29 protein-coding genes and 1 tRNA gene are annotated in these 26,397 nt (G+C 67.9%); 16 read left to right on the top strand and 14 right to left on the bottom strand.

Annotated features, from left to right (window positions below; all coding sequences use genetic code 11):
- Position 1 precedes the first annotated feature (1 nt).
- From ACFQ9R_RS30985 to ACFQ9R_RS30955, 7 genes are all read right to left on the bottom strand, one after another.
- Positions 2-1,159, bottom strand: a complete 1,158-nt coding sequence (locus ACFQ9R_RS30985) for an acyl-CoA dehydrogenase family protein (protein ID WP_378995704.1) — start codon at positions 1,157-1,159, stop codon at positions 2-4.
- A gap of 84 nt (positions 1,160-1,243) precedes the next feature.
- The gene (locus tag ACFQ9R_RS30980) at positions 1,244-1,990 is read right to left on the bottom strand and encodes a hypothetical protein (protein ID WP_378995702.1); all 747 of its coding nucleotides are present in this window, start codon (positions 1,988-1,990) and stop codon (positions 1,244-1,246) included.
- Between the two features lie 77 nt (positions 1,991-2,067).
- Entirely contained in the window at positions 2,068-3,324 is a 1,257-nt protein-coding gene (locus ACFQ9R_RS30975; protein WP_378995700.1) for an ABC transporter substrate-binding protein, read from the bottom strand.
- Positions 3,314-4,366 (bottom strand): branched-chain amino acid ABC transporter permease, encoded by a 1,053-nt coding sequence (locus ACFQ9R_RS30970; RefSeq protein ID WP_378995697.1) that lies wholly within the window; start codon positions 4,364-4,366, stop codon positions 3,314-3,316. Before ACFQ9R_RS30970 ends, ACFQ9R_RS30975 begins: the two co-directional genes overlap by 11 nt.
- A complete protein-coding gene (locus ACFQ9R_RS30965; protein ID WP_378995695.1) occupies positions 4,363-5,241 on the bottom strand; it encodes a branched-chain amino acid ABC transporter permease in 879 nt (292 codons plus the stop codon). Before ACFQ9R_RS30965 ends, ACFQ9R_RS30970 begins: the two co-directional genes overlap by 4 nt.
- Positions 5,238-5,987, bottom strand: a complete 750-nt coding sequence (locus ACFQ9R_RS30960; protein ID WP_378995693.1) for an ABC transporter ATP-binding protein — start codon at positions 5,985-5,987, stop codon at positions 5,238-5,240. The genes ACFQ9R_RS30965 and ACFQ9R_RS30960 overlap by 4 nt, the downstream gene beginning before the upstream one ends.
- A complete protein-coding gene (locus ACFQ9R_RS30955; RefSeq protein WP_378995689.1) occupies positions 5,984-6,742 on the bottom strand; it encodes an ABC transporter ATP-binding protein in 759 nt (252 codons plus the stop codon). The genes ACFQ9R_RS30960 and ACFQ9R_RS30955 overlap by 4 nt, the downstream gene beginning before the upstream one ends.
- A gap of 177 nt (positions 6,743-6,919) precedes the next feature.
- On the opposite strand from ACFQ9R_RS30955, the gene ACFQ9R_RS30950 reads away from it, so the two are divergent.
- Positions 6,920-8,173, top strand: coding sequence for a PucR family transcriptional regulator (locus ACFQ9R_RS30950; RefSeq protein ID WP_378995687.1), 1,254 nt, complete (start codon positions 6,920-6,922; stop codon positions 8,171-8,173).
- Positions 8,170-8,514, top strand: a complete 345-nt coding sequence (gene hisI, locus ACFQ9R_RS30945) for a phosphoribosyl-AMP cyclohydrolase (protein ID WP_378995685.1) — start codon at positions 8,170-8,172, stop codon at positions 8,512-8,514. Before ACFQ9R_RS30950 ends, hisI begins: the two co-directional genes overlap by 4 nt.
- On the opposite strand, the gene ACFQ9R_RS30940 is transcribed toward hisI, so the two are convergent.
- The 4 genes from ACFQ9R_RS30940 to ACFQ9R_RS30925 all read right to left on the bottom strand — a co-directional run bounded on the left by ACFQ9R_RS30940 (position 8,511) and on the right by ACFQ9R_RS30925 (position 10,584).
- Positions 8,511-8,978 (bottom strand): MarR family winged helix-turn-helix transcriptional regulator, encoded by a 468-nt coding sequence (locus tag ACFQ9R_RS30940; RefSeq protein WP_378995683.1) that lies wholly within the window; start codon positions 8,976-8,978, stop codon positions 8,511-8,513. The two genes, hisI and ACFQ9R_RS30940, sit on opposite strands and share 4 nt — an antisense overlap.
- A gap of 144 nt (positions 8,979-9,122) precedes the next feature.
- Positions 9,123-9,695, bottom strand: a complete 573-nt coding sequence (locus ACFQ9R_RS30935; protein ID WP_378995681.1) for a permease — start codon at positions 9,693-9,695, stop codon at positions 9,123-9,125.
- A gap of 67 nt (positions 9,696-9,762) precedes the next feature.
- Entirely contained in the window at positions 9,763-10,233 is a 471-nt protein-coding gene (locus tag ACFQ9R_RS30930) for a peroxiredoxin (protein ID WP_378995679.1), read from the bottom strand.
- 72 nt (positions 10,234-10,305) lie between these two features.
- Positions 10,306-10,584, bottom strand: coding sequence for a hypothetical protein (locus ACFQ9R_RS30925; protein ID WP_378995677.1), 279 nt, complete (start codon positions 10,582-10,584; stop codon positions 10,306-10,308).
- A 133-nt stretch (positions 10,585-10,717) separates the two neighbouring features.
- On the opposite strand from ACFQ9R_RS30925, the gene ACFQ9R_RS30920 reads away from it, so the two are divergent.
- The 11 genes from ACFQ9R_RS30920 to ACFQ9R_RS30870 all read left to right on the top strand — a co-directional run bounded on the left by ACFQ9R_RS30920 (position 10,718) and on the right by ACFQ9R_RS30870 (position 22,067).
- Positions 10,718-12,256 (top strand): anthranilate synthase component I, encoded by a 1,539-nt coding sequence (locus ACFQ9R_RS30920; protein WP_378995675.1) that lies wholly within the window; start codon positions 10,718-10,720, stop codon positions 12,254-12,256.
- Positions 12,253-13,050 (top strand): TIGR02234 family membrane protein, encoded by a 798-nt coding sequence (locus tag ACFQ9R_RS30915; protein ID WP_378995673.1) that lies wholly within the window; start codon positions 12,253-12,255, stop codon positions 13,048-13,050. The genes ACFQ9R_RS30920 and ACFQ9R_RS30915 overlap by 4 nt, the downstream gene beginning before the upstream one ends.
- A 124-nt stretch (positions 13,051-13,174) precedes the next feature.
- Positions 13,175-13,996, top strand: a complete 822-nt coding sequence (trpC, locus tag ACFQ9R_RS30910; RefSeq protein WP_056824640.1) for an indole-3-glycerol phosphate synthase TrpC — start codon at positions 13,175-13,177, stop codon at positions 13,994-13,996.
- Positions 13,993-15,258 carry a tryptophan synthase subunit beta gene (gene trpB / locus ACFQ9R_RS30905; RefSeq protein WP_378637181.1) on the top strand — a complete coding sequence of 422 codons (1,266 nt, stop codon included), beginning with the start codon at positions 13,993-13,995 and terminating at the stop codon, positions 15,256-15,258. The genes trpC and trpB overlap by 4 nt, the downstream gene beginning before the upstream one ends.
- Positions 15,255-16,055, top strand: coding sequence for a tryptophan synthase subunit alpha (gene trpA, locus ACFQ9R_RS30900; RefSeq protein ID WP_378637179.1), 801 nt, complete (start codon positions 15,255-15,257; stop codon positions 16,053-16,055). Before trpB ends, trpA begins: the two co-directional genes overlap by 4 nt.
- Before the next feature lie 121 nt (positions 16,056-16,176).
- Positions 16,177-17,250: a prolipoprotein diacylglyceryl transferase gene (lgt, locus tag ACFQ9R_RS30895; protein ID WP_378995671.1), complete on the top strand. Its 1,074-nt coding sequence runs from the start codon at positions 16,177-16,179 to the stop codon at positions 17,248-17,250.
- Positions 17,251-17,474: 224 nt separating this feature from the next.
- The gene (locus ACFQ9R_RS30890) at positions 17,475-18,005 is read left to right on the top strand and encodes an NINE protein (protein ID WP_378995669.1); all 531 of its coding nucleotides are present in this window, start codon (positions 17,475-17,477) and stop codon (positions 18,003-18,005) included.
- 172 nt (positions 18,006-18,177) lie between these two features.
- Positions 18,178-18,930: an amino acid ABC transporter substrate-binding protein gene (locus ACFQ9R_RS30885; protein ID WP_378995804.1), complete on the top strand. Its 753-nt coding sequence runs from the start codon at positions 18,178-18,180 to the stop codon at positions 18,928-18,930.
- Positions 18,931-18,933: 3 nt separating this feature from the next.
- Positions 18,934-19,605 carry an amino acid ABC transporter permease gene (locus ACFQ9R_RS30880; protein ID WP_378995666.1) on the top strand — a complete coding sequence of 224 codons (672 nt, stop codon included), beginning with the start codon at positions 18,934-18,936 and terminating at the stop codon, positions 19,603-19,605.
- 144 nt (positions 19,606-19,749) lie between these two features.
- A complete protein-coding gene (gene pyk / locus ACFQ9R_RS30875) occupies positions 19,750-21,168 on the top strand; it encodes a pyruvate kinase (protein WP_378995802.1) in 1,419 nt (472 codons plus the stop codon).
- Positions 21,169-21,170: 2 nt separating this feature from the next.
- The gene (locus ACFQ9R_RS30870; RefSeq protein WP_378995663.1) at positions 21,171-22,067 is read left to right on the top strand and encodes an acyl-CoA thioesterase; all 897 of its coding nucleotides are present in this window, start codon (positions 21,171-21,173) and stop codon (positions 22,065-22,067) included.
- 42 nt (positions 22,068-22,109) lie between these two features.
- Here the strand turns inward: ACFQ9R_RS30870 and ACFQ9R_RS30865 are convergent, their stop codons facing one another.
- From ACFQ9R_RS30865 to ACFQ9R_RS30855, 3 genes are all read right to left on the bottom strand, one after another.
- Complete coding sequence (locus tag ACFQ9R_RS30865) at positions 22,110-22,493, bottom strand: hypothetical protein (RefSeq protein ID WP_378995661.1); 384 nt, start codon at positions 22,491-22,493, stop codon at positions 22,110-22,112.
- Positions 22,494-22,627: 134 nt separating this feature from the next.
- Positions 22,628-23,251, bottom strand: a complete 624-nt coding sequence (locus ACFQ9R_RS30860; protein ID WP_378995659.1) for a low molecular weight phosphatase family protein — start codon at positions 23,249-23,251, stop codon at positions 22,628-22,630.
- Between the two features lie 185 nt (positions 23,252-23,436).
- Positions 23,437-23,946 (bottom strand): monooxygenase family protein, encoded by a 510-nt coding sequence (locus ACFQ9R_RS30855; RefSeq protein ID WP_378995656.1) that lies wholly within the window; start codon positions 23,944-23,946, stop codon positions 23,437-23,439.
- Positions 23,947-24,057: 111 nt separating this feature from the next.
- Here ACFQ9R_RS30855 and ACFQ9R_RS30850 point away from each other — a divergent pair.
- The 3 genes from ACFQ9R_RS30850 (at position 24,058) to ACFQ9R_RS30840 (ending at position 26,351) form a co-directional block, all read left to right on the top strand.
- Positions 24,058-24,144: transfer RNA gene (locus ACFQ9R_RS30850), tRNA-Leu, on the top strand.
- 165 nt (positions 24,145-24,309) lie between these two features.
- Positions 24,310-24,921: an ANTAR domain-containing response regulator gene (locus tag ACFQ9R_RS30845; protein ID WP_056824610.1), complete on the top strand. Its 612-nt coding sequence runs from the start codon at positions 24,310-24,312 to the stop codon at positions 24,919-24,921.
- Positions 24,922-25,193: 272 nt separating this feature from the next.
- Positions 25,194-26,351, top strand: a complete 1,158-nt coding sequence (locus ACFQ9R_RS30840) for a branched-chain amino acid ABC transporter substrate-binding protein (protein WP_378995653.1) — start codon at positions 25,194-25,196, stop codon at positions 26,349-26,351.
- Positions 26,352-26,397: the final 46 nt, after the last annotated feature.

Here is a 26,397-nt window from a genome sequence, read left to right as displayed (position 1 = left end):
GTCACAACCCCATCTCGGCGGCGATGATCGTGCGCAGCACTTCGCTGGTGCCACCCACGATCCGATCGATGCGGTGGTCGGCGTAGAGGCGGGCGATGGGGGAGTCCGCGAGATAGCCGACCCCGCCGTGCAATTGGAGGCAGCGGTCGATCACCCGCCCGGCCGACTCGGTGCAGAACAGCTTCGCCGATGCCGCGTCGGCGGGGGTCAGGTCGCCGCGGTCGTGGGCGGCGAGCGCGCGGTCGACCACCGCCTCGATCGCGTCGACCTCGGCCCGGCAGGCGGCCAGCTCGAACGTGGTGTTCTGGAAGCTCGCCACCGAGTGGGTGAACGCGGTGCGCTCGGCGGTGAAGCGGCGCGCGAAACGCACCGCGGCCCTGGCCTGCGCGTGGGCGCCGACGGCGATGGTGAGCCGTTCGCGTGGCAGCTGTGCGGCGAGATGGTCGTCGCCACGGTGCGCGGCACCGAGCCGATCGGTCACCGGCACCCGCACATCGGTGAAGGTGAGTTGAACTATGTCGCAGACCTTTCGGCCGAGAGTGTCGAGGGCGCGCCCGACGCGGTAGCCGGGGGCGGCGCTGTCGACGACCAGCAGGGACAGGCCGTAGGTGGGGTCGTCCGCGCTCGGGGGCGCGGTACGCGCGCACACGATGACGCGGTCGGCGTGCACGCCCCCGATGACGTAGGTCTTCGAACCGTTGAGCAGGTATTCGCTGCCGTCCAGCGACAGGGGCGCGGTGGTACGCATGCCCGACGGCTCCGTGCCGGTGCCCGGTTCGGCGACCGCGAGCGCGAACATCGTTTCGCCGGTGACGAATCCGGGCAACCAGCGCTGCCGCTGTGCGGCGGTCGCCAGGTCGTTGATCAGGGGCAGACAGCGGGACACATGGGCGCTGGAGCCGCCGAAAGACACCGCGGCGCGCGCGATCTCCTCGGTGAGCACCGCCCGGTACCGGAACGAGTCCAGGCCGCGTCCGCCGTGTTCGACGGGCACCTCCATGCCGAGGATCCCGAGTTCGCCCAGCCGGTAATAGAATTCGCGCGGCACCAGCCCGTCGTCGTACCACTTGCCGAAACTCGGCACGACCTCGGCATCGATGAACGCGCGCATCGCCGCGCGGAAGGCGCGGTGCTCGGCATCGAAAACTGTTCTGCGCATGGGGAATCCTTACCGGCCGGAAACGGCCACGAGCCGGCCCGCCCGACGCGGTGATCGGGTGGGCCGGCGAGACGGCGGTGCGTACTACTTCGGCGGTGTGGGGACCGCGGGGTCCTTGCAGTAGGCGCCGAGTTCGGCCGGGCACGGCGCGAGAATGGTCGAGAAGTACTGGTAGGCCGAGAACAGCGCCAGCGGACCGCCGACGGTGACCAGACCGATCATCGTGCCGACCGCACCGAGCGTGGCCGCGCCGAGCACGCAACCGGCCACGGTGGCGCCGACCCACGGCACCAGCAGCACGATCACCGGGCTGGCGATGGTGGCGCCCGCGGCACCGCCGACCAGGCAACCGATGCCACCGCCGACCACCGCGCCGACGATGGCCGCCACGGCGCCACCGACGCCGAGGCGCTGGCTGAGGACCCCGAGCGCCGCCTGATCGCGCGGGGTGAAGGACTCGGCGATCTGCTGCGCGGCCACGTCCTGGGTGATCAGGTTCGTCGCCGGGGCCACCGGAGTGCCGCCCTCCTTGGACGGGGTCAGGGTCGCGGTACCGCCGTCGACGGTGGCGGCGATCGGGAACACCTTGTCGTCCATGCGGTAGGTCAGCGGCAGGGCGGCGACCGGGGTGTCGGCGGCGGTGGTGAGCACCAGCTGGCCGTCGACGACCTGCAGTTTGCCGTCGGTGGACAGCACCGCGGAGTCACCCTGCCTGCTCACCTCGTAGCGCACCTCGGTCTGTGGTGCGGGATCGGCGTTGCCGGTCCCGGTACTGACACACAGGGCCAATGCGGTCATCGCCGCCGTGGCCAGAGTGGTTGACATCTTCATCTGTGATCCTCATCGATCGGGGTACTTCGGACGAGCCGCGCACGCTGGGACGCGCTGCGCAACGAGGGAGGGGGTGACTACTTGCCCGCGGTGTCGATCAGACCGCCGTCGGTGAGCGACCAGTGCTCGCCGACGAAGGTCTGGATGCCGACCGCTTCGAGCGGATAGCCGTCGTTCGCACCGGTTTTCATCGCGATGCCGGGCAGCATCAGGTCGGCGGAGACGTTGTCCAGCGAGCGCATCGCGTCGCGCAGGCCCTCGCGGGTCGGGCACTTCGCCGCGTCCATGGTCTTGCGGAAGCTCTCGGCCATCGTCCAGCCGGCCATCGCGTGCTGGTTCTCGGGATCGGCGCCGGGGGCGTACTGCGTCAGCTTGGACCGGTAGGTCTGCATGCCCGCGTCCGTGGCCCAGCGCGGATCGGCGGCGTCCTTGAGGAACGCCGCGGTCACCGTGCCCTGGACGTTGGGCAGCCCCACCGGGCGCAGGGTGGCCATGGTGTTGGAGACCACGGCGAGTACGTGCAACGGATTCCAGTCAGCGTTGCGCACGTCGGCGGCCAGCGCCTGCGAGGCGAACTTCGGGGTCGAGAAGTTCAGCAGCACATCGGCTTTGGAGTTGGCGAGGTTGCGCACCTGGGCATCGACGGTGGGGTCGGTGACCTCGAAGCTCTGTTCGGCGATCACCTTCACCCCGCTGCCCGCGACGCCCTCGGTGAACGCCGCGAGGAGGTCCTTGCCGAAGTCGTCGTTCTGGTAGAGCACCGCCACGGTGGCGTTGGGCCGCTGCGCTTTCACGTACTGCGCGTAGGCCAGCCCCTCGGTGCGGTAGCTGGGCTGCCAGCCGATGGTCCACGGGTGCTCGGTGCCGGCACCGAATTTGTTCGCCCCGGTGGCGACGAAGACCTGGGGCACCTTGCGCTGGTTGAGGTAGTCGGTGACCGCCGAAGAGGTTGCCGTGCCGAGGGTTTGGAAGACCGCGAACACCTGGTCCTGTTCGACCAGGCGACGGGTCTCTTCGACCGTCTTCGGCGGCTGGTAGCCGTCGTCGCGGACGATGTACTCGACCTTGCGTCCATCGATGCCGCCCTGCTCGGCGTTGATGTAGTCGAAGTAGGCCTTGGCGCCCTTGGGGACCTCGCTGTAGGCCGAGGCCGGACCCGACAGCGGGTACGCCCCGCCGAGTTTGATGGTGCTGTCGGTGATACCGGTGGTCTGTTGGCCCTGGCAGTCGCCTTGACCGACGGAGCCGGTCTCCTCGCCACGACCACCACACGCGGTGAGGGTCGCGAGAAGCGCGGCCGTCACACCGATGGAGCGGATTGCCCTAGTGCGCATGAGTTTTCCCTTTCCGGACACGATGTCCGAGCCATTGCGTCCACTGGGTGGCCAGGCCGGCCAAACCCTTCGGCGCGAGGTACATGACCGCGATGATCAGCAGTCCGAAGATGACGCCGGGTGCGGCCTGGTTGACGTCCTGGGCGAAACTGGGCACGAACATCACGAACAGTCCGCCCAGCAGCGGGCCCCAGGTGGTGCCGAGCCCGCCGACGACCAGTCCGGCCAGCAGCGTGATCGACAGCGTCAGCGCGAAGGAGTCGGGCGAGACGAACGCGATCACCCAGGTGTAGACACAGCCGGCCACACCGGCCAGCAGCGCGCTCCAGGCGAAGGCGAGCGTCTTGTAGTGCGCCAGGTTCACCCCGAGCACCTCGGCGGCGATCTCGTTGTCGCGCATCGCGTGCAGGGCCCGCCCGACTCGCGAGCGCAGCATTCCGGCGACCAGCACGAAGCCGATCACGGTGGTGGCCAGTGCCAGGAAATACAGCCACTGGTCCTCGGCGAGGCCGGTCCACGCGGGCGGCACCGGCTTGTCGACAACGAGTCCCATCGAGCCGCCGGTCAGGTCGTCGAACCGCTTGAGCAGGGGGACCAGGAAGATCGCGATGGCCAGGGTGACCAGCGCCAGGTACAGCCCGCGCAGTCGCAACGCCGGGACGCCGAGGGCGAAACCGAGGACGAAGGTGATGGCCGCGGCGATCGGGATGGTCGCGAAATACGGTACGTCCCAGCGCTGCATCGCGATCGCGGCGGTGTAGGCGCCGACCGCGAAGAACGCACCGTGGCCCAATGAGATCTGGCCGGTGTGACCGACCAGCAGGTTCAGCCCGAGCAGGGTGACCGCGTAGATCATCGCCATGGCCAGCTGGAAGGTGTGGAACGGCACCAGCTGGAACGGGGCCGCGCAGGCGAGCAGCAGTAGCGCTGCCGTCGCGAGCAGTGGCCACCGGATGGCACTGATACGAGCTGAGACGGAATTATTCTGTGGGACAGACAGTTTCGTGGTCACTGGCTTTTCGGTGAGTTTCACTTCGCTCATACTCTTTCCACCGCCGCGTGTCCGAACAGACCTTGCGGGCGCAGCAAGAGCACGCCCAGGATGATCACCAGCGGCACGCCGATCTTGAGTTCGGTGCCGATCGCGTCGACGTAAGCGCCGGTGAGGGTTTCGGCGACGCCGACGATCAGACCGCCCGCCACCGCGCCGCCGGGGGAGTCGAACCCGCCCAGCGTCGCCGCCGCGAAGGCGTAGATGAGGACTCCGCCCATCATGTTGGGTTCGAGGAACAGCAGCGGCGCCGACAGCACGCCTGACACCGCCCCGACCAGCGCGGCCAGTCCCCAGCCGAGCGCGAGCACGGTGCCGACCCGGATACCGACGAGTTTGGCCGACTGCGGGTTACACGCCACCGCACGCATGGCGAGCCCGATCCTGGTGTAGCGGAACAGCAGATACAGCAGCGCCATGACCACGCCGACGACGAGCAGGACGCCGAGACTGCCGTAGCCCACACTCAGCCCGCCACCACGCAGAGCCCCCTCCGGGAAGGGATTCGGGAACGATTTGGTCTGATACGACCAGATCCAGCCCGCGGTGGCGTGGATGGTGAAGAACAGTCCGACGGTGACGATCACCAGGGTGATCTCGGGCGCGCCCTCGACCGGCCGGATCACCACTCGTTCGATCAGCATGCCGCCGGCGAACGAAATGGCGAGAGTGAGGATCAGCGCCGCCCAGAACGGCATGATCTGGCTCAGCTGCCAGGCCAGGAACGCCGAGAACATGGCCAGCTCACCCTGGGCGAAATTGACGATCCCGGTGAATCGGTAGATGAGCACCAGTGCCAGCGCGAGACCCGCGTAGATCGCGCCCGCGGACAGACCCTCGACGAGTTGCTGCAGGAATTCGATCACGGCTTCACCTGGATTCCCAGGTAGGAGCGGGTGACCTGTTCATCGGCCCTGATCTGCTCGGCGGTGCCCGACAAGACGATGCGCCCGGTTTCCAGGACGTGCGCCTGCTGGGCGACACCGAGCGCCAGGTGGGCGTTCTGTTCGACGACGATCACCGTGGTGCGTTCCTCCTCGTTGATGGTGGCGACGATCCCGAACAACTCCTGGGTGACCAGCGGTGAGAGGCCGAGCGAGGGTTCGTCGAGCAGCAGCATGCGTGGCCGCAGCATCAGCGCCCGGCCGATGGCGAGCATCTGCTGCTGGCCGCCGGACAGGCCGCCCGCGGCGTCGCGTTGTTTGTCGCGCAGGATCGGGAAGTAGTCGTAGACGCGGCGCAGGTCGGTTTCGACGGCGGCGCGGTCACGGCGGGGGTAGGCGCCCAGGCGCAGGTTCTCTTCGACGGTGAGCGGGGCGAAGGTGCCGCGCCCCTCGGGAACATGGGCCACGCCGAGGCGCGCCATCGATTCCGGTGCGCGACCCGATACTTCGTCACCGTCGAGGAGCAGGCTGCCGCGAACCTTGATCATCCCGCACAGGGCGCGCAGCAGGGTGGTCTTGCCGGCGCCGTTGGGGCCGAGGATCGCGCACACGGTGCCCTGCCGGACCGAGAAGCTGACGCCGTGCAGGACTTTCGCCGCACCGTAACCGGCATGCAGATCGGTGACCGTCAAGAACGCGTCGTCGGCCGTCGGCCAGTGCTCGCTCATGCCGAAGCCCCCAGATAGGCGCGAATGACGGCCGGATCCTGCTGTACCGCTTCGGGTTCGCCCTCGGCGATCACCTGGCCGAACTCGAGGCAGATCACCCGATCGCAGGTGCCCATCACGAAACCCATGTGGTGTTCGACGACGATCACGGTCAGCGCGAGGTCGGCTTGCAGGGTGCGCAGGCGGTGGGCGAATTCGTCGACTTCTCCGTGGCTCAAGCCGTTCACGGGTTCGTCGAGCAGCAGCAGTTGTGGCCGCACCGCCAGCGCTCTGGCGAGTTCGATGCGTTTGAGGGTGCCGAAAGGCAGACCGGAAGCCGGGTGGTCGGCGACCGCGGTCAGGTCGAGGCGCTCGAGCAGTTCATCGGCTTCGGCGCGCAGCAGCTTTTCCTCCCTGCGGATCTTCGGCAACCGCAGTCCGGCTGATACGAAGCCCGCGCAGGCTCGGTGGTGCGCACCCACGAGGATGTTCTCGCGCACCGAGAGACGGGGGAACAGGCCCAGGTTCTGGAAAGTGCGGGCGATGCCGAGCGCGGCCAGCGCGTCGGGCCGCACCGTGGACAGATCGGTGTCGAGGTAACGCATGGTGCCCGACGTCAGCCGGTTGCGCCGGGTCATGCAGTTGAACAGGGTGGTCTTGCCTGCGCCGTTGGGTCCGATCAGGCCGACCATTTCGCCGGAAGCGACCGTGAACCCGACGTCCTGTAAAGCGGTGATACCGCCGAAGCGCACCGTCAGGTTGGTTATCTCGAGCATGCGACGAACACTAAGACCGCAGGTCGGAGCCCACATCGGACGTTGTGGACCAAGAACTCGACCGGTGCTCGTCCGCTGCGGACAGTGTGACGTGGTTGACACTGTGAGCGCGCGCATGCACACTCCCGGAACATGTCAGCTGGATCACGTTTATCCGTTTCGACCGAGTCTGATCAGGTGCGGGCCGAGCGTCACCGGATAGCGGGTGCGGCGTACGACCACGCCGATGAGATCGCCGACGACGTGATGGCCAAGATCCGCGCCGAGCTGCCCGGCTACGCCACCGCGGGCCCCGGTCTGCTCGACGATGTGCACGATCAGCTCGCCCGGCTGAGCCGCACCGGGCTCGGCGCCTTGCTCGAGCACCGACGTGTCTGCCCGTCCGACGTCGCCTACGCGCGGCAGGCGGCGGCGCGACGGGCCCGCACCGGGCTGCCGCTGGTCGACTACATCGCGGCGTTTCGCCTCGGCCAGCGTGCCATCTGGAAAACGCTGCTCGCGCACGCGGGCGATTCCGAGGCAGGTCAGGCGGCCGTGCTGTCGCTGGCGGGGCCGCTGGCCCGCTACACCGATCTGATCAGCACCCAGGCCACCGACGCGTATCTGGAGTTCCAGCAGTACGTGGCCGCCGAATCCGGGCGCGACTCGCAGGCGCTGATGGACGCGCTGCTCGACGGTGCGCTGCCGGCGAGCGGTCCGCACCTGTCGGTGGCCACCGCGCACGGAATCGGGGCCGAACGCACCGCGCCGGTGGTGGTGATCACCGCGGTCGTGCTCGATCGGGCGGAACGCAACGAGGATTCGTCCGAAAGACTCGGTCAGGCAAGGCAATTGGTGTCCGCGGCGATGGCTCGGTGCACGGTCAACGGATTGCGGACGCTGTCGGTGGTCCGCGGATCCGAGATCATCGCCGTGCCCGCGCTCGGTGCGGGCGACGCCGCCGACGGATTGTGCGAGCGGCTGCGCGTGATGCGTGACGAGCTGGGCGCCGAGGGCCTCACGTTGGCCGTCGGGGTGAGCACCGCGGTCACCGAGGTCGCCCAGATTCCACGTGCCTACCGGCAGGCGCAGGCCGCGCTCGAACTCCTGCCCGAAGGCGGCGGGGTACTCGCGTTACCGCAGCTCACGCCGTTCAAATATCTGCTCCTGCGCGCCGATGACACCACCCGTCAGCTGGTGGACCCCCGCATCGGGAGCGCACTGGCCGAGGACCGCGTTCGTGGCGGGACATTGGCCGAGACGATCCGCGCGTTCGCCGCCGCCGACATGAACCTGCGCGAAGCCGCCGACACCCTCCACATCCACCTCAATACGGCCAAGTACCGGCTCGGCCGGATCCAGGAACTCACCGGTCGCAATGTCCGCAGCGTGAACGACCTGGTGGAACTGCTGGTGGCCATCGAACTGGCTGCTGTTATAAACGAGGCATGAGCCTCGACCCCGCCATCGCCGCCCGCCTCAAGCGCACCGAGGACGGACTGATCGCCGCGATCGCACAGGAAAAGGCCACCGGCGACGTGCTGATGATGGCCTGGATGGACGACGAGGCGCTGGCCCGCACGCTGGAAACCCGCAAGGCGACCTACTATTCGCGTTCGCGTCAGCAGTACTGGGTCAAGGGCGAGACCTCCGGGCACACCCAGTACGTGCACGAGGTGCGCCTGGATTGCGACGGCGACACGCTGCTGCTGATCGTCGATCAGGAGGGCGCGGCCTGCCACACCGGCACTCACACCTGCTTCGACACCGACGTACTGCTCGCCATCGGCTAGTCGCCGTCTTCGACGAGGATCCGGTTCAGCCGGTCGGACAGGGATTCCCCGAGTACCGCGAGTTGCGCGGTCTGCTGATCGGTGAGACCGTCCAGAACGAGCCTGCGTACGGCGTCCACGTAGCCGGGGGCCGCCTCGATCACCTTCTCGAAACCGGCGTCGGTGAGAACCGCGTACACCCCGCGTCGGCCCGCGGTGGTGTCGCGGCGCACCCAGCCGATGCGTTCCAGCTTCGAGACCACATGCGAGAGTCGCGATAGCGACGCATTTGCCTTGTGGGCGAGATCACTCAGTTGCAGCCGGTGTCCCGCCTCCTCGGAGAGCAGGCTGAGTACCCGGAACTCGAAATGGGTGAGGCCGGACTCGCGCTGCAACCGGGTGTCCAGTGCGCCGGGAATCCGGGTCATGAGCGCGACGATCGCCTGCCATGCGCGTTGTTCGACGGGGTCGAGCCACTGAGTCATCGCCGGTACTGCCTCGCGGCCGGACGGCGGACATGGTGGAGTGAGGCGCGCACACGAAAGAGTTTGCCACGACGTCGCTGTGGCGTCCGGGAGTTGGCGGTGGTCGTGAGGTCACTCACATCACCGCGGGGGTGTGGGTGAGGGCTACCGATCGCCGGTCATCGGCGGCGTAGCGGGCGCCGGTTCCTGCGCCGCGGCCTTGGCGGCCTTGTGACGGCTGAATCCGCGCTTGCCCATCAGCGCGATCACCAGCGCGAACACCACCGCCGCGATGATGGCGCCGACCAGGCAGGCGCCGCGGAACGCCGGCGCGTCGACGTCCAGAATTCGCTGACCCGCGTGTGCGGCATTGTTGCCGCCGAGCACGATCGTCAACGTCATCAGATTCGGCAGCGAGCAGGCCAGCGCGACGATCACCGCCGCGCCCGCCATGAACTTGCCGCCCTTGCGCTTCCACACCCGCACCGCGAATATCAGCAGCAACAGCGGCAGCAAGGTGAACACGAAGCCGTACACCAGCCCCCACCAGATGCCCGAGCTGAAACTGCCGTGCACGGTGTTGGCCAGCCGCTGTGCCCACCACCGGGGGATGAACGAGGACAGGATGAAGTAGGCGGCCACCAGCACCACCACCGTGGCGAGGGTCATGATCGCCCGGTTACGCCATACGACGGCCGTGGGCTTCTGACCGCTCGACTGCACCTCGCCGGTTGTCATCTGCCCAGCGTAAATGCGTCGAGGTCGCCGGGCGCCGATCCGCCGCCCGGCGATTCGCCGACCGGAACTACTCGGGAGTGATGCTGCGCTTGCGCAGGAAGGCCAGCGCTTCGTCGGCATGCACGGCCGCCCGCAGCTCACCGGTGACGATCTCGAGAATCGTGCGGTCGGTGTCGATGATGAAGGTGTGTCGCTTGACCGGGGCGAGTTTGCCGAGCAGTCCACGCTTCACGCCGAACGCGGCGGCGACCGCGCCGTCGCTGTCGGACAGCACCGGGTAGTCGAGGCGCTGCTTGGTGGCGAAACCGGCCTGCACCTCGGTGCTGTCGGTGCTGATACCGACACACGAGGCGCCCAGCGCGGCGAACTCGCCGCTCAGATCACGGAAGTGGCAGGCCTCGGCGGTGCACACCGGAGTGTTGGCGGCGGGGTAGAAGAAGAGCACCACCGGGCCGTCGGCGAGCAAGCCGTCGAGCGAGCGGAGCTGGGCGGACTGATCGGGGAGCTCGAATTGCGGAGCGCGCTGGCCTGGCTGCATGCCCAGACAGTAACGACCGGCGGCCGAGTAAGGAAGATCCCCGTTCGCGTCCACGAACGGGGATCTGGGGTCCTATTGCCCGAGCAGTGCCGCGATGTCGGGATTGCGGATCTGCATCACGTCGAGGATGCCGTGCGCGCGCAAGAGTGGTTCCAGCTCGCGGATGCGATCGCTGTGCCCGGCGTACTCGTCGGGGAAATTCTTCTTGTCGAGGTCCTGGATGGCCTTGGCGTAGGTGACGAACGAATTGATCGCGCTCGTCGCCACCGCCTGCTGGCCGGGACCGAAGTGCTGCTGCGACGGGACGGCCAGCCGGCCGTCCTGTGCGCCCTGCTGCGAGGGGTACACCATTGCTCCTCTCGGAAAGGGGATTACCGCATGCGACATGGAACGCGCGCGAGTGTAGTGATGCCGGTCACCGCCCGATTCGGCGCGGGGTCGGGTCCGCGCGCGTCGGCGACGGCACGCCTGGGATGATGGGCCCATGCAGGGCGCGTCGACACCAACCACCACGACCCGCGAACAGTTCCGGCTGCTCGCCGCCGAGCACCGGGTCGTCCCGGTGACCCGAAAGGTGCTGGCGGACTCCGAAACTCCGCTCTCGGCCTACTCCAAACTGGCCGGCGACCGGCCGGGCACCTTCCTGTTCGAATCCGCGGAGAACGGGCGCTCGTGGTCGCGCTGGTCGTTCATCGGCGCGGGCAGCCCGTCGGCACTGACCGTGGTCGACGGCGAAGCCGCCTGGCTCGGCACGGTGCCCGTCGACGCACCCACCGGCGGTGACCCGCTGCGCGTGCTGCACGACACCCTCGAACTGCTGCGCACCGAACGGCTGCCCGGGCTGCCGCCGCTCACCGGCGGCATGGTCGGCTTCCTCGGCTACGACGCGGTGCGCCGGATCGAACGTCTGCCCGAGCTCGCCACCGACGATCTGCGGCTGCCCGAACTGGTCCTCATGCTGGCCACCGATCTGGCCGCGTTCGACCACCACGAAGGCGCGATCACCCTCATCGCCAACGCGGTGAACTGGGACGGCACCGACTCCCGGGTCGACGAGGCCTACGACGACGCGCTCGCCCGGCTCGACCGGATGACCGCCGCGCTGGCCACCCCCGCGCCCTCCACGGTATCGATCTTCGACCAGCCCGAACCGCAGTTCCTGCGCAGGCGCACCACCGAGGAATTCGGTACCGGCGTGCGCCGCCTGATCAAGGAGATCGAGGCGGGCGAGGCGTTCCAGGTCGTGCTCTCGCAGCGCTTCGAAATGGACTACACCGGGTCCCCGCTGGCGGTCTACCGCATGCTGCGGGCCTCGAACCCGAGTCCGTACATGTATCTGATGCACATCCCCGACGGCGAGGGCGGCACCGCGTTCTCGATCGTCGGCTCCAGTCCCGAATCGCTGGTCACCGTGAAAGACGGCGTGGCCACGACACACCCGATCGCGGGTACCCGCTGGCGTGGCGAGAGCGCCGAGGACGACATCCTGCTCGAGAAGGACCTGCTGGCCGACGAGAAGGAGAACGCCGAGCACCTGATGCTCGTCGACCTCGGTCGCAACGATCTGGGCCGGGTCTGCCGTCCCGGCACGGTGAAGGTGACCCAGTACCGCCACGTCGAGCGGTATAGCCACGTGATGCACCTGGTCTCGACAGTGTCCGGGCAGCTCGCCGAGGGCAAGATCGCACTCGACGCGGTGCGTGCCTGCTTCCCCGCCGGCACGTTGTCGGGTGCGCCGAAGGTACGGGCGATGGAACTGATCGAGGAGCTGGAACCGACCCGGCGCGGCGTCTACGGCGGCGTGGTCGGCTACCTCGACTTCGCCGGCGACGCCGACACCGCCATCGCCATCCGCACCGCCCTGCTCAAGGACGGCACCGCCTACGTCCAGGCGGGCGCGGGCGTGGTCGCCGACTCCGATCCGGTCTACGAGGACACCGAGGCCCGCAACAAGGCCATGGCGGTGCTCAAGGCGATCGCGGCGGCGCAGACCCTGCGCACCTACGAAGGCGGGGACCTGTGACGGCCACGCCCGGAGCAGACCACACCGATTCCGTCGACCCGGCGGACTCCTCGAACGACGGCCCGAACTCGTCCGCCGCACGTCCCGCCGACGCGGCGAGCGTGCAGGCCGACCATTCCGCCAGAGCCACGGCGGCGAAGCCGATCGTGCCGGTTGTGTTGCTCGCGCTGGCGGCAGCGGGGCTGTGGGCGTCTTCGCGGATGACGTGGGTGACGGTGTACTCGGCCGACGGCCTCACCGAACCGCGCACCGACGACCTCAACGGTGGTGTGTGGTTCGGCGCGCTCACCCCGCTCGCGCTGGTGCTGGTCGCCTCGATCGCGGCGGTGTTCGCGGTCAAGGGTGTGCTGCGGCAGTTGCTCGGGGTAGTGATCTCGGTCGTGGCCGCGGCCGCCGCGGTGCCGGGGTTCGCGCTGGCCGTCGGCGCGGGCAGGACCGCCGACCGGGCGGGCACGCTGGCCGAGCTGCCGGTGCGCGCGGTGGTCAGCTCCGCCGACACCCACCTGGGTCCCGCGATCCTGTCGATCGTCGCGGCGAGCCTGGCACTGGCCGCGGGCATCCTGCTCACCCGGCGCACCGGCGAACGCACCGAGGAGGTCTCCGACCGATACGACAACCCGGTGTTCCGCAAGGCCGACGCCAGCGCCGCGGTGAGCAAGCAGAACGCGGAGACCGGATCCGCGGCGCCGCTGTCGGACCGGGTGCTGTGGGACGCGCTCGACGCGGGCACCGACCCGACCGATACCCCGGACACTCCCGGTGCCGACCGCGGTCCGGCCGGGGAGAACAAGTGACCGGCAGCACCCCCGCCGCAGTGACACGCGCGGCGGGCATTTATTCTTTACCAGCATCGGTGAGACAGCGCCCGAGGGGACTCTCGGGCGAGAAGTGCGTCTCCCCAGAAAGGATTCGAGCCAGATGACGGTACTCGACTCGATTCTCGACGGGGTCCGAGCGGATGTTGCCGCTCGCGAAGCCCTCCTCGATTTTCAAGCGATCAAAGCTGCTGCCGCCGCGGTCAAGGGACCGCTGGACGCACACGCCGCGCTGCACGAGGACGGAATCGGTGTCATCGCGGAAGTGAAGCGAGCCAGCCCCTCCAAGGGCGCGCTCGCCGACATTCCCGATCCCGCCGTGCTGGCCAAGGCCTACGAAGACGGGGGCGCGCGCATCATCAGCGTGCTCACCGAGGGCCGCCGCTTCGGTGGATCGCTCGACGATCTCGACGCCGTGCGCGCTGCCGTGAACATCCCGGTGCTGCGCAAGGACTTCGTCGTCGGCCCGTACCAGATCCACGAGGCCCGTGCCCACGGCGCCGATGTGATCCTGCTGATCGTGGCCGCGCTCGAACAGGACGTGCTCGCCTCGCTGATCGACCGCACCGAATCCCTCGGCATGACCGCCCTGGTGGAGGTGCACACCGAGGAAGAGGCCGATCGCGCCCTCGAAGCCGGTGCGACGGTGATCGGCATCAACGCGCGCAACCTCAAGACCCTCGAGGTCGACCGCGATGTGTTCGCGCGGATCGCGCCCGGCCTGCCCTCGGAGGTCATCCGGGTGGCCGAGTCCGGCATCCGCGGCACCGCCGACCTGCTGGCCTACGCCGGTGCGGGCGCCGATGCCGTGCTCGTCGGCGAAGGCCTGGTGACCAGTGGTAACCCGCGTTCGGCCGTGTCCGAACTGGTGACCGCCGGCACGCACCCGTCCTGCCCGAAGCCGGCCCGACGGAGCATCCGGTGACGGTGCTTCCCCCGGCGAGCGCCGGTGTCGCCCAGCACTCCGAGTACGAACCCGACGCGGGCGGCCACTTCGGTGTCTACGGCGGACGGCACGTCCCCGAGGCGCTGATGGCCGTGATCGAAGAGGTCACCGCCGAGTACGACAAGATCCGCACCGATCGCGGCTTCCTCGACGAGCTCGACCGGCTGCAGCGCGACTACACCGGCCGTCCGTCGCCGGTGTTCGAATGCACCCGGCTGGCCGCGCACGCGGGTGGCGCGCGGATCTTCCTCAAGCGTGAGGACCTCAACCACACCGGCTCGCACAAGATCAACAATGTGCTCGGTCAGGCGTTGCTCGCCAAGCGGATGGGCAAGACGCGCGTCATCGCCGAGACCGGAGCGGGCCAGCACGGCGTCGCGACGGCTACCGCGTGCGCGCTGCTCGGCCTCGACTGCGTGGTCTACATGGGTGCGGTCGACACCGCCCGCCAGGCGCTCAATGTGGCTCGCATGCGGCTGCTCGGCGCCGAGGTGATCCCGGTGACCTCGGGTTCGCAGACGCTCAAGGACGCGATCAACGAGGCGTTGCGCGACTGGGTGACCCACGCCGACGACACGTTCTACTGCTTCGGCACCGCCGCCGGTCCGCACCCGTTCCCGCTGCTGGTCCGTGATTTCCAGCGCGTGATCGGCTTGGAGGCGCGCGAGCAGATCCAGCTTCCGGCGCAAGCGGGCAGGCTGCCCGACGCCGTCGTGGCCTGCGTGGGCGGCGGTTCCAACGCCATCGGCATCTTCCATGCCTTCATCCCCGATGCGGGCGTGCGCCTCGTCGGTTTCGAGGCGGCCGGTGACGGCGTCGAAACCGGGCGCCACGCCGCCACCTTCACCGGTGGCACGCCCGGTGCGTTCCAGGGCGCCTACTCGTACCTGTTGCAGGACGAAGACGGCCAGACCATCGAATCGCATTCGATCTCGGCCGGACTCGACTACCCGGGCGTGGGCCCCGAGCACGCCCACCTCAAGGACATCGGCCGCGCCGAATACCGGCCGATCACCGACACCGAGGCGATGGACGCGCTGCTGCTGCTCTCGCGCACCGAGGGCATCATCCCGGCGATCGAGTCCGCGCACGCGGTGGCGGGCGCGCTGAAGCTGGGCGTGGAGCTCGGCGAGGGCGCGGTCATCCTGGTCAACCTGTCCGGTCGTGGTGACAAGGACATGGACACGGCGGGGCGCTGGTTCGGTCTGTTCGACGACGATGCCGAGGAGCACCAACAGTGAGTCAGCAGTCGCGTCTTGCGAACACCTTCGCCGCGGCCCGCAGCGAGGGCCGGGCCGCCCTGATCGGCTATCTGCCCGCCGGTTATCCCGATCTCGCCGGCTCCATCGCCGCGTGCCGTGCACTCGTCGAATCCGGCTGTGACATCGTCGAAGTCGGCGTCGCCTACTCCGATCCCGTGATGGACGGCCCGGTCATCCAGGCCGCCGCCGAGCAGGCGCTGCGCAGCGGGGTGCGGGTCCGCGATGTGTTCTCCGTCGTCGAGGCGATCGCCGATGCCGGTGGTCAGGCCGTGGTGATGAGCTACTGGAACCCGGTGCTCAAATACGGCGTCGACACCTTCGCCCGCGATCTCGCCGCGGCCGGTGGCGCCGGCATCATCACGCCGAATCTGATCCCCGACGAGGCCGACGACTGGTTCGTCGCCTCGGCCACGCACAATCTGGATCGCATCTTCCTGGTCGCGCCGTCGTCGACCGAGGAGCGTCTGGTCAAGACCCTCGAGGCCTCCCGCGGCTTCATCTACGCGGCCTCGACCATGGGTGTGACCGGTGCCCGTGACGCGGTCTCCTCGGCCGCGCCCGCGCTGTGCTCGCGCATCCGCGCGCACTCCGACATCCCGATCGGCGTCGGCCTCGGCGTGCGCTCGGGGGCGCAGGCCGCCGAGATCGCCGCGTACGCCGACGGCGTGATCGTCGGTTCGGCGCTGGTCTCGGCCGTGCCGGAGGGTCTCGACGCGGTGCGCGCGCTGACGGCCGAACTGGCCGAGGGCGTGCGTTCGGCGACCGTTCGCTCCTAGCAGTTCGCACGATGGGCCCGGCCGCTGATCCGCGGCCGGGCCCATCGCTCGTCACCGGCCCGTCGTCCACCGTCCGGGTCGCGGCAACACGCCCGTAGGGCTCTCCACTAACGTGGGCCGGGTGAACTCAGTCCTGGCCTATATTCCGAGTCCGCCCCAGGGGGTCTGGCAACTCGGACCCTTCCCGCTGCGGGCATACGCACTGTTCATCATTCTCGGCATCGTCGTCGCCATCTGGTGGGGTGAACGCCGGTGGCGCGAGCGCGGTGGTCAGCCGGGCGCCGTGCTCGATGTCGCGATGTTCGCGGTGCCGTTCGGCCTGGTCGGCGGCCGGATCTATCACGTGGCCACCGACTGGCAGAAGTACTTCGGCGAGGGCAAGCATCCCGTCGAGGCGCTCTACATCTGGCAGGGTGGCCTCGGCATCTGGGGCGCGGTGTTCTTCGGCGCCATCGGTGCCTGGATCGGCTGCCGGATGTACAAGATCCCGCTGCCCGCGCTCGGCGACGCCGTCGCGCCCGCTGTGCTGCTCGCCCAGGCCATCGGCCGGCTCGGCAACTACTTCAACCAGGAGCTGTACGGGCGCGCCACCGAGCTCCCGTGGGGCCTGGAGATCTATGAACGGTTCGACCCGGAGACCGGCGCGCGGGACATGATGAACGGGGTGTCGACCGGGCGGGTGCTCGAAGTCGTGCAGCCGACCTTCCTGTACGAGCTCGTCTGGAACGTGCTGGTCGTCATCGGTCTGGTGCTGCTCGACAAGCGCTACAAGATCGGCCACGGACGACTGTTCGCGCTCTATGTCGCGGGCTACAGCTTCGGCCGGTTCTTCGTCGAGCTGCTGCGCAGCGACGAGGCCACCCATATCCTCGGCATCAGGATCAACTCGTTCACCTCCGCACTCGTCTTCCTCGGCGCCATGGCCTACTTCGCCTTGGCGACCAAGGGCCGCGAAACCCCGGCCCAGTTGCAGCCCGACGGTGAGCCGCGCCCCTGGCCGTGGCAGTTCTCCGCGCTGCGCGCCGCCGGTGCGGCCGACAACGCGGCGGCGACGGACTCCGAGACCGCGGCCGTCGACGTCACGAAGAAGGCGGATTCCGCTGAGGTGGACAAGGATTCGGCAGAAGCGGATGTCGTGTCCGAATCTGTCGGCGCCGCCGACGCGAAGGATGTCACCGACGCGAAGAAATCCTGATCCACGACAGTTTTCGTGGAATCGGCGGGCGTCCGGCAACATTGCGGACGCCCGCCGCGATATTCCACGGTATGGCGAGGGCAGCTCGGGGAAGCACCCGACAAGACAACGGTGGGCAGGACCGGCAACAATGACCCGTGATCGTCGCGGGCGCACCGCCGTTCGGCCGATCGCCACTGGCCGGGGGCCACGACGGGTACCCGCACGAATGATGGAGGACATGAGTGACCGACCCCTACAACCCCAATCCACAGTACGGCCCTGACCTGAGCAAGCAGCCCGACTCGGGTTCGCAGCCGCAGTACGGCCAGCCTGCCTACGGTCAGCCCTCTGATCCGTATGCCCAGCAGCCGCAGCAGCCCGGCTACGGTCAGCCGCAGTACGGTGCGCCGCAGCCGCAGTACGGTCAGCCTGCCGACCCGTACGCTCAGCAGCCGCAGCCGGGGTACGGCGCAGCGCCGTACGGGGCCATGCCGCAGGGCTACAACCCGAACGACCCGGAAGCCCCCTACGGCCGGGACATGTACGGCGTGCCGTTCTCGGACAAGCAGAAGCTGATGGCCGGTCTGTTGCAGATCTTCCTCGGCAGCTTCGGCGTCGGTCGCTTCTACCTCGGTTACACCGGTCTCGGCATCGCCCAGATCGCGGTGACCTGGCTGACCTGTGGTCTCGGCGCCATCTGGCCGCTGATCGACGGCATCATGATGCTCACCGGCAAGGTGCCCGACGCGCAGGGTCGCCCGCTGCGCGACTGATTCCTGCCCGCACGGGGATGAACGGGTGTTCTGCTACGGCGGGGCACCCGTTTCGTGTTTCCCCGCCGGTATTCCGATCACGGTGAGCGATACTCTGTGTCGGTCTGTGGCGGCGCCGTAGCGTCGCTTGGCCTGCGCGTGCCCCCTACGCGCAGCGGAGAAAGGGATGTCCGTGCGCAAATTCATTGCCGCCGCCGTACTCGCTGTGGTCGCCGCGACGGGCCTGTCGGCCTGCTCGTCCGCGTCCGACCCGAACGTGCTGAAGATCGGTACCGAGGGCACCTACGCGCCGTTCAGCTACCAGGAGGGCGGCACGCTCACCGGCTACGACGTCGAGGTCGCGCGCGCGGTCGGCGAGAAGCTCGGCAAGCAGGTGGAATTCGTGCAGACTCCCTGGGACTCGATCTTCGCCGGCCTCGAGTCCAAGCGCTTCGATCTGGTCGCCAACCAGGTCACCGTGAACCCCGAGCGCACGGCCAAGTACGCGCTGTCGCAGCCGTACACGACCTCCGAGGGCGTGATCGTCACCAAGTCCGACAACACCTCCATCACGTCGCTGGCGAGTCTGGCGGGCAAGACCACCGCGCAGTCGGCCACCAGCAACTGGAGCAAGGTCGCGTCGGGCGCGGGTGCGAAAGTCGAAGCGGTGGAAGGATTCGTGCAGGCGGTGCAGCTGCTGAAGGCCGGTCGGGTCGACGCCACCGTCAACGACACCCTCGCGGTCGGTGAGTACACCAAGAAGACCGGTGATACCGGCATCAAGATCGCCGCGCAGACCGGCGAGACCAGCAAGCAGGCCTTCGCCGCCCGCAAGGACGACACCGCGCTCATCGCCGACGTCGACAAGGCGCTGGAGCAGTTGCGCGCCGACGGCACCCTGGCTCGTCTGTCGGAGAAGTACTTCGGCACCGACGTCAGCAAATAGCGGATGGATCCGGCTACCTGGGAGCTGATCCGGCACAACCTGGTACCGATGCTGAAGGCCGCGGTGACGGTGACGTTGCCGCTCACGGCCGTCAGCTTCGTCATCGGCCTGGCCATCGCGGTCGGTGTCGCGCTGGCGAGGATGTCGACGCGGCGGGTGCTCTCGGTGCCCGCCCGCTTCTACATCTCGATCATTCGCGGCACCCCGCTGCTGGTCCAGCTGTTCATCGTGTTCTACGCGCTGCCGCAATTCGGGATCGTCATCGATCCGTTCCCGGCGGCGGTGATCGCGTTCAGCCTCAACGTCGGCGGGTACGCCGCGGAGGTGGTGCGCTCGTCGATCATGAGCGTGGCGCACGGGCAGTGGGAGGCGGCGGAATCGCTGGGCATGACCTATGTCCAGACGCTCTGGTACGTCGTGTTCCCGCAGGCCGCGCGGATCGCGGTGCCCCCGCTGTCGAACACGCTGATCTCCCTGGTCAAGGACACCTCCCTGGCCTCGACCATCCTGGTCACCGAATTGCTGCGCACCGCCCAGCTGGCCGCCGCGCCCACCTTCGACTTCTTCGCCCTCTACGGCGTCGCGGCGCTCTACTACTGGGTGATCTGCCTGATCCTCGGCTTCGGCCAGAGTCGTTTGGAAACAAGACTTTCCAGACACGTCGCCGTTCGGTGACCATTGATTTCGTGAACACATGGGTAACTCATCGGGAACGCTCGGCCCTGTTCCCGCCGAAACCGCCGGTCCGGTCGCCAGGTGACCACGACCCTCCGACCGGCCAAATTCACGGAAAGGCGGATGAGCATTAGGCTGGGGGCCGTGATGCGACGGACGAAGATTGTGTGCACCCTGGGCCCGGCCACTGCTACCCAGGATCGTATTCGTGAGCTCGTCGAAAGCGGCATGGATGTGGCCCGGCTGAACTTCAGCCACGGCGACCACGCCGACCATGCCGACAACTACAAGATGGTCCGCGCGGCCTCGGACGAGACCGGCCGCGCGGTCGGCATCCTCGCCGACCTCCAGGGCCCCAAGATTCGCCTCGGCCGGTTCGCCGACGGCAAGACCGTGTGGGCCAACGGCGAGCAGGTGCGGATCACCGTCGACGAGGTCGACGGTACCCACGACCGCGTCTCGACCACCTACAAGGAGCTCGCGCAGGACGCCAAGGCCGGTGACCGGCTGCTGGTCGACGACGGCAAGGTCGGCCTCACGGTGGAATCGGTCGAGGGCAACGACGTCGTCTGCCGGGTCACCGAGGGCGGCCCGGTGAGCAACAACAAGGGCCTGTCGCTGCCCGGCATGAACGTGTCGGTGCCCGCCCTGTCCGAGAAGGACGTCGCCGACCTCGAATTCGCCCTGGAGCTGGGCGTCGACTTCATCGCGCTGTCGTTCGTGCGGTCGCCGTCCGACATCGAACTCGTGCACGACATCATGGACCGCGTCGGCCGCCGGGTGCCGGTGATCGCCAAGCTGGAGAAGCCCGAGGCGATCGACAACCTCGAGGCGATCGTGCTGGCCTTCGACGCGGTGATGGTCGCCCGTGGCGACCTCGGCGTCGAGCTGCCCCTGGAGCAGGTGCCGCTGGTGCAGAAGCGCGCGATCCAGATGGCGCGGGAGAACGCCAAGCCGGTCATCGTCGCCACCCAGATGCTCGAATCGATGATCGAGAACTCCCGGCCCACCCGCGCGGAAGCCTCCGACGTCGCCAACGCGGTGCTCGACGGCGCCGACGCGGTGATGCTGTCGGGGGAGACCTCGGTTGGGGCGTGGCCAATCGACGCGGTGCGTACCATGGCCCGCATCGTGACCGCGGTCGAGTCCGAGACGTCGCGGGTGCCACCCCTGACCCACGTGCCGCGCACCAAGCGCGGCGTGATCTCCTACGCCGCCCGTGACATCGGCGAGCGGCTCAACGCCAAGGCGCTCGTGGCGTTCACCCAGTCCGGTGACACCGTGCGTCGGCTGGCCCGCCTGCACACCCCGCTGCCGCTGCTGGCGTTCACCCCGATGCCGGAGGTCCGCAGTCAGCTCACGCTGACCTGGGGCACCGAAACGTTCATCGTGCCCATGGTGGACACCACCGACGCGATGATCCACCAGGTGGATCAGGCGCTATTGTCGCTGGAGCGTTATCGCAAGGGTGACCTGGTGGTCATCGTTGCCGGTTCCCCTCCGGGTACCGTCGGTTCCACCAACCTGATCCACGTGCACCGCATCGGCGAAGAGGACCACTAGTAGTGAGCATTTCGATCGGCATCGAGACCACACAGGGCGAGCCGACACCCGATCTGCGGGTGTTGCTCGACCTGCTCGACCTCGAGTCGATCGGCGAGGACACCTTCTTGGGCAACCACCCCGAGAAGGTGTGGAGCCGCACCTTCGGCGGGCAGCTGGTGTCGCAGGCGATCATCGCCGCCGGACGCACGGCGGGGGATCGGCCGCTGCACGCGATCAACGCGCATTTCGTGCGCGGCGGCGATGTGAAGAAGCCGATCGAATACCACGTGCAGCGCCACCGCGACGGCCGCGCGCTCGCCAACCGGACGGTGACAGCCAGCCAGGACGGCCAGGAGCTGTTCGTCATGCTGGCCGCGTTCCAGGACTGGGGCAAGGGCCTGGAGCACGCGCACGAGGGCCCGGATGTGCCGGATCCCGAAACCCTGCCCCGGGTGGAGGAGAGCTTCGTCGGCTTCGAGGACAAGCTGGAGATGTTCATCAAGGCGCCGCATCCGATCGACATGCGCTACACCAACGATCCGTCGTGGATCCTCAAGGGCACCGGCGAGAAGCTCAATCACAACCGGGTCTGGATGCGCACCGACGGCGCGTTGCCGGACGATCAACTGCTGCACGTGGCCGCGCTGGGCTACTCCTCCGACACCACCGTGCTCGATTCGATCATCACCACGCACGGTTTGTCGTGGGGGCTGGACCGGATTCTCGCGGCGACGGTGAACCACTCGATGTGGTTCCATCGCCCGTTCCGGTTCGACGACTGGGTGCTCTACGCCACGGAGTCGCCGGTCGCGGCCGGTTCGCGTGGTTTGGCGACGGGCCGGTTCTATTCGCGCACAGGCGAATTGATCGCCACGACCGTGCAGGAAGGCGTCATCCGGCACTTCCCGGCCCGCTGAGCGCCGCGGTGTGGCCCCGCTGAGGTCATCCGGCCGGAGAGCTCAACGCAGTTCGTGGTCGAGTTCGGGTGCGACGACGTCGGTGCGCTGATGGGCGCGCAAGGTGAAGGGCACACCGTGCGCGTGATGCGGTGGGGCCGCTCCGTACACGGCCAGCGCCAGCCCACGCTCGAGGTCGGCGATGTCGGCGTCGGTGAGATCGGCCGGATCGCCGACCAGGCTCAGCGCGATCTCGTAGGTGCTCTCCGTGCTCGGCTCGAGGCAGGGATAGCTACCGCGCCACTGTGATTCGAGTTCGTGATGCACCGGGTCGCCCGGGTCGACGGGCATGGTGAACCGCCATGCGTAGACGTCACGCTCGTGCACGTGGTCGTCGAGAACCGTCCGGACACTGGCGACGATGCGGTCGAGGATCTCCGGCGTCACATACACATGGAGCGAAACATCCGAAATGCGTTTCGGCAAGTCTGTAGTCCCGTCGTGTGTCGAACCTGCAAGGGGTAACCACCCACGTCCGCGCCGAAGTCTAATCCCTGCGCGCCGTGGCGAACAGCCCTAGCTCAGCGTCTGCGTTGCGCGGCGAGAAAGGCCGACAGTGGGGCGCCGGGTCCACTGGGAGCTATCACCAGGCCGGGCCGATCGGTGTCGCCGGCCCGTTTCGTCTGCTCGTGGGGGGCGAGCGCGCCCAGCACGGGAAACAGCAATTCGGCGATTCGATCGCCGACCTCGAGGAACGCTGCGGGCGAGAGGCCGATCGGGTCGGCGATGTTCTCGCGGCCCACATAGGCCAGGTTGTTGCGCGCGTGGTGCAGTGCGGCAATGGATTTCGCACCGGTGACCTTGGCGATGCGATGGGCCTCGGCGAGGGTGAAGGTGCGCGGGGCGGTGCCGAAGGCCAGTTCGCCGACCTGGTCGCGTAAGGAATCGGTCATCGTCAGCACCAGATCGGCACGATCGACCATCTCGGGCTTGAGCTTTCGGGCCTTGAAGCCGGCGGTGTCCCCGCCGAGGCCCTGGATGGTCTCGGCGGCCATCGGATCGGGCGGAAAGCCGACCAGGGCCCTGGTGCCCGCGCTCTCCGCGGTGAGGCCGGGTAGAGCGTGCTCCGTCGCGAACGCCCGGGTGAGCCGTTCGGCGATCACCGACCGGCAGACATTGGAGTTGCAGACGAAGAGCACGTGCATACCGACACCGTAATCGGGTCGATTGTCACGGAGTAGGCCGGAATTGTAACCATCACAAGCGCGGTACTACTTATTCACCTTTCGGTTGAACGCCGTACATCATTCACGATGCGCAAATCTGTTGTGTGTGACCGTGATACCCGCGAGATAGGGGGAAGAAACCTCGCGGTGATATGTGTCGGTTGTCACTCTTTTCGGTCGTAATAATTCGATTCGGAAATGACCGGCGGCACGGCCGGTGGAGTGCCGTGCACGCGGCCCCTGGTGGAGAACATCGGCCCGCGCGCGGGGACGACCGGCGCGAACGCCGCCAGCCCCGTCGAGGTCGACATGTCGTCGTAGACCGCGTCGATGCCGCCACGGCGGAAGTAGGCCTCGTGCCAGAAGCCGGTGCCGCCGGAATCGCGCAGGAATTCGCCCCACCACTGCCGGTGCGGTTCCGATCGCGTCCAGCGCTCGAGCGAATCCAGATCGCGCCAGTACTGCCGGGCGCCCCAATGCGGTGGAAACATCGACCACACGATGTCCTCGTGCAGCAGCAAACCGTCGGGCCGGTCGGCATGTGAGCGATACAACTTCGGGCCGACGCCGAGCAGCCGCAGCATCCCGCGCGGGGTGCGGACACGCATGCCGAGCAGGATCATCACCAGGTCGGGGTAGGCATTCAGGTCGACCGTAGTTCTGTGCACGCGCATGATCGCAGCCCTTCCAAGGTGCTCTTTCGAGGTACTACGGGGCAGGTCGACGTCCGGTTCGACCGGCGGTTCGCTTCCCGGCGCGCCGAGACGCTATAGTGACCGCGGTGCGCCGGGTTGGCGGAACTGGCAGACGCGACGGTCTCAAAAACCGTTGTCCGGAAGGACGTGTGGGTTCGAGTCCCACACTCGGCACCACGGCGGAAGCGCGGCGTACGTAGCCGCGCTCCGCGGGGGAGTATCCGGCGCAGGGTGTGCGCGATCTCATCGCAGGCGCATTCTCTGCGCGGAAGCAAAAGGTACTCTTTACATCGCCAGTCGTGGTGTGATCGACAGGCATCGGAATCCAGAGGGGTCGAACCTATGAGCACGAATGCAGCCGGCGCCACGCGTGAGGCCGCGGCCAAGCGGGTCGTCGTCGCCGAGGATGAGGCCTTGATCCGGATGGATCTCGTCGAGATGCTCAAGGAAGAGGGCTACGACGTCGTCGGCGAAGCGGGCGACGGACAGCAGGCTGTGGAGCTCGCCGAGGAACTGCGCCCCGATCTGGTCATCATGGACGTGAAGATGCCGCGCCGTGACGGTATCGACGCGGCCGCCGAGATCGCGTCGAAACGTGTTGCGCCCGTGGTGATCCTGACCGCGTTCAGTCAGCGCGATCTGGTGGAGCGTGCGCGGGACGCGGGTGCGATGGCCTATCTCGTGAAGCCGTTCACCAAATCCGACCTGGTCCCCGCGATCGAACTGGCGGCCAGTCGTTTTCACGAAATCACGGCGCTGGAAACCGAAGTCGCGAATCTCTCGGACCGTTTGGAGACGCGCAAACTGGTCGAGCGGGCCAAGGGTGTGCTCATGCAGACCCAGGGGCTCTCGGAGCCGCAGGCGTTCAAATGGATTCAGCGCACGGCGATGGATCGCCGCACGACGATGAAGGCGGTCGCCGAAGTCGTGCTGGAGAACCTCACCCCGCAGTGACGCGGTTCGGCTCTTACCGCCGCGTGGGCCGAAAGCAGAAAATGTTTACGTAAGCGAAACAATAATGTGAACTATTGCTGGACAACCGACCTCCGACATGATGCGAATGTGATGCGGATCTAACAAAGCGGCGATATGTTCTCTGCGGGCTGAACGTGGTCGGCCCCCTCGGTGAACCCGGGGAGCACAGGACATAGAGGTGAGACGTGCTCAGTTCGACATGGCGCAGTCGGTCGACGCGGGGAGTTCTGGTAATCGGAGCTGCCGCGTCGTTGGTGTTGTCCGGATGCAGTGACAAGTCGTCGGATGGCGGCGGTGGCGGCAACACCGATCTCTCCATCCAGTCGGTTGTTCAGCTCGATACCCAGGGTAAGGCCGTCGCGACGACCGACGCCGGTGCGGCCGCGGACCCCGCAGGCGACGGCAAGGCCAAGTGCGCGCCCCTGACCCTCGGCATGGCGGGCCCGCTGACCGGCGGCAATGCCGCCCTCGGCATCAACATCATCATGGGAGTGAAGCTGGCGCTCGACCAGCACAACAAGGCCAACCCGGACTGTCAGGTCTCGGTGAAGCAGTTCGACACCGAGGGCAAGCCGCAGATCGCCAGCCAGGTGGTTCCGACGATCGTCGCCGACCCGAACATCGTGGCGCTGGTCGGCCCGACCTTCTCGGGTGAGACCAAGGCGACCGGCCAGATCCTCAGCGAGGCGGGCATGCCCACGCTGACGGCGTCGGCCACCAACCCCACGCTCACCCAGAACGGCTGGAAGACCTTCTTCCGCGGCCTCGGCAACGACGACTCGCAGGGTCCGGCCGTGGCCAACTACCTGACCGGTGAGAAGGGCTTCAAGAAGATCTGCGTCGTGCAGGACAACACCGACTACGGTGCCGGCCTGGCGAAGGCCTTCATCACCGCCGCGGGTCCCGCGGCCGACGCCTCCTGCGCCACGAGCGTCAAGGAAGGTGACAAGGACTTCTCGGCAGCGGTCTCGAAGCTGTCCGCGGCCAAGCCCGACGCCATCTTCTACGCCGGTTACTACGCCGAGGCGGCACCGTTCGTGCAGCAGCTGCGTTCCGGTGGCGTGACCGCGGCCTTCGTTTCCGCCGACGGCACCAACGATCCCGAGTTCGTCCGGCAGGCCGGTTCCTCGTCCAAGGACGCGCTGCTGTCGTGCCCGTGCAGCCCCGCGCCGGAGAAGTTCTCCGCCGATTACAAGGCGCTCAACGGCCAGGCGCCCGGCGTCTACTCCGTCGAGGGCTACGACCTGACCACGATCCTGCTCAAGGGAATCGATGCCGGCAAGGTCACCCGCGCCGAGCTGGTCGACTACGTCCGTAACTACAACGGCACCGGCGTCGCCCGCCAGTACAAGTGGGGCGAGACCGGCGAGCTGGCCAACATCCAGATCTGGATGTACCAGGTCAAGTAGTTCAGATGATGTGTGCAGCGGTGCGCGTGGCAGTGATGCCACGCGC

The sequence above is a fragment of the Nocardia sp. NPDC056541 genome, assembly GCF_042794235.1.
GTDB lineage: Bacteria > Actinomycetota > Actinomycetes > Mycobacteriales > Mycobacteriaceae > Nocardia.
Note: the sequence above shows the minus strand (reverse complement) of the source record. Positions and strands in the feature narration are given on the sequence as shown.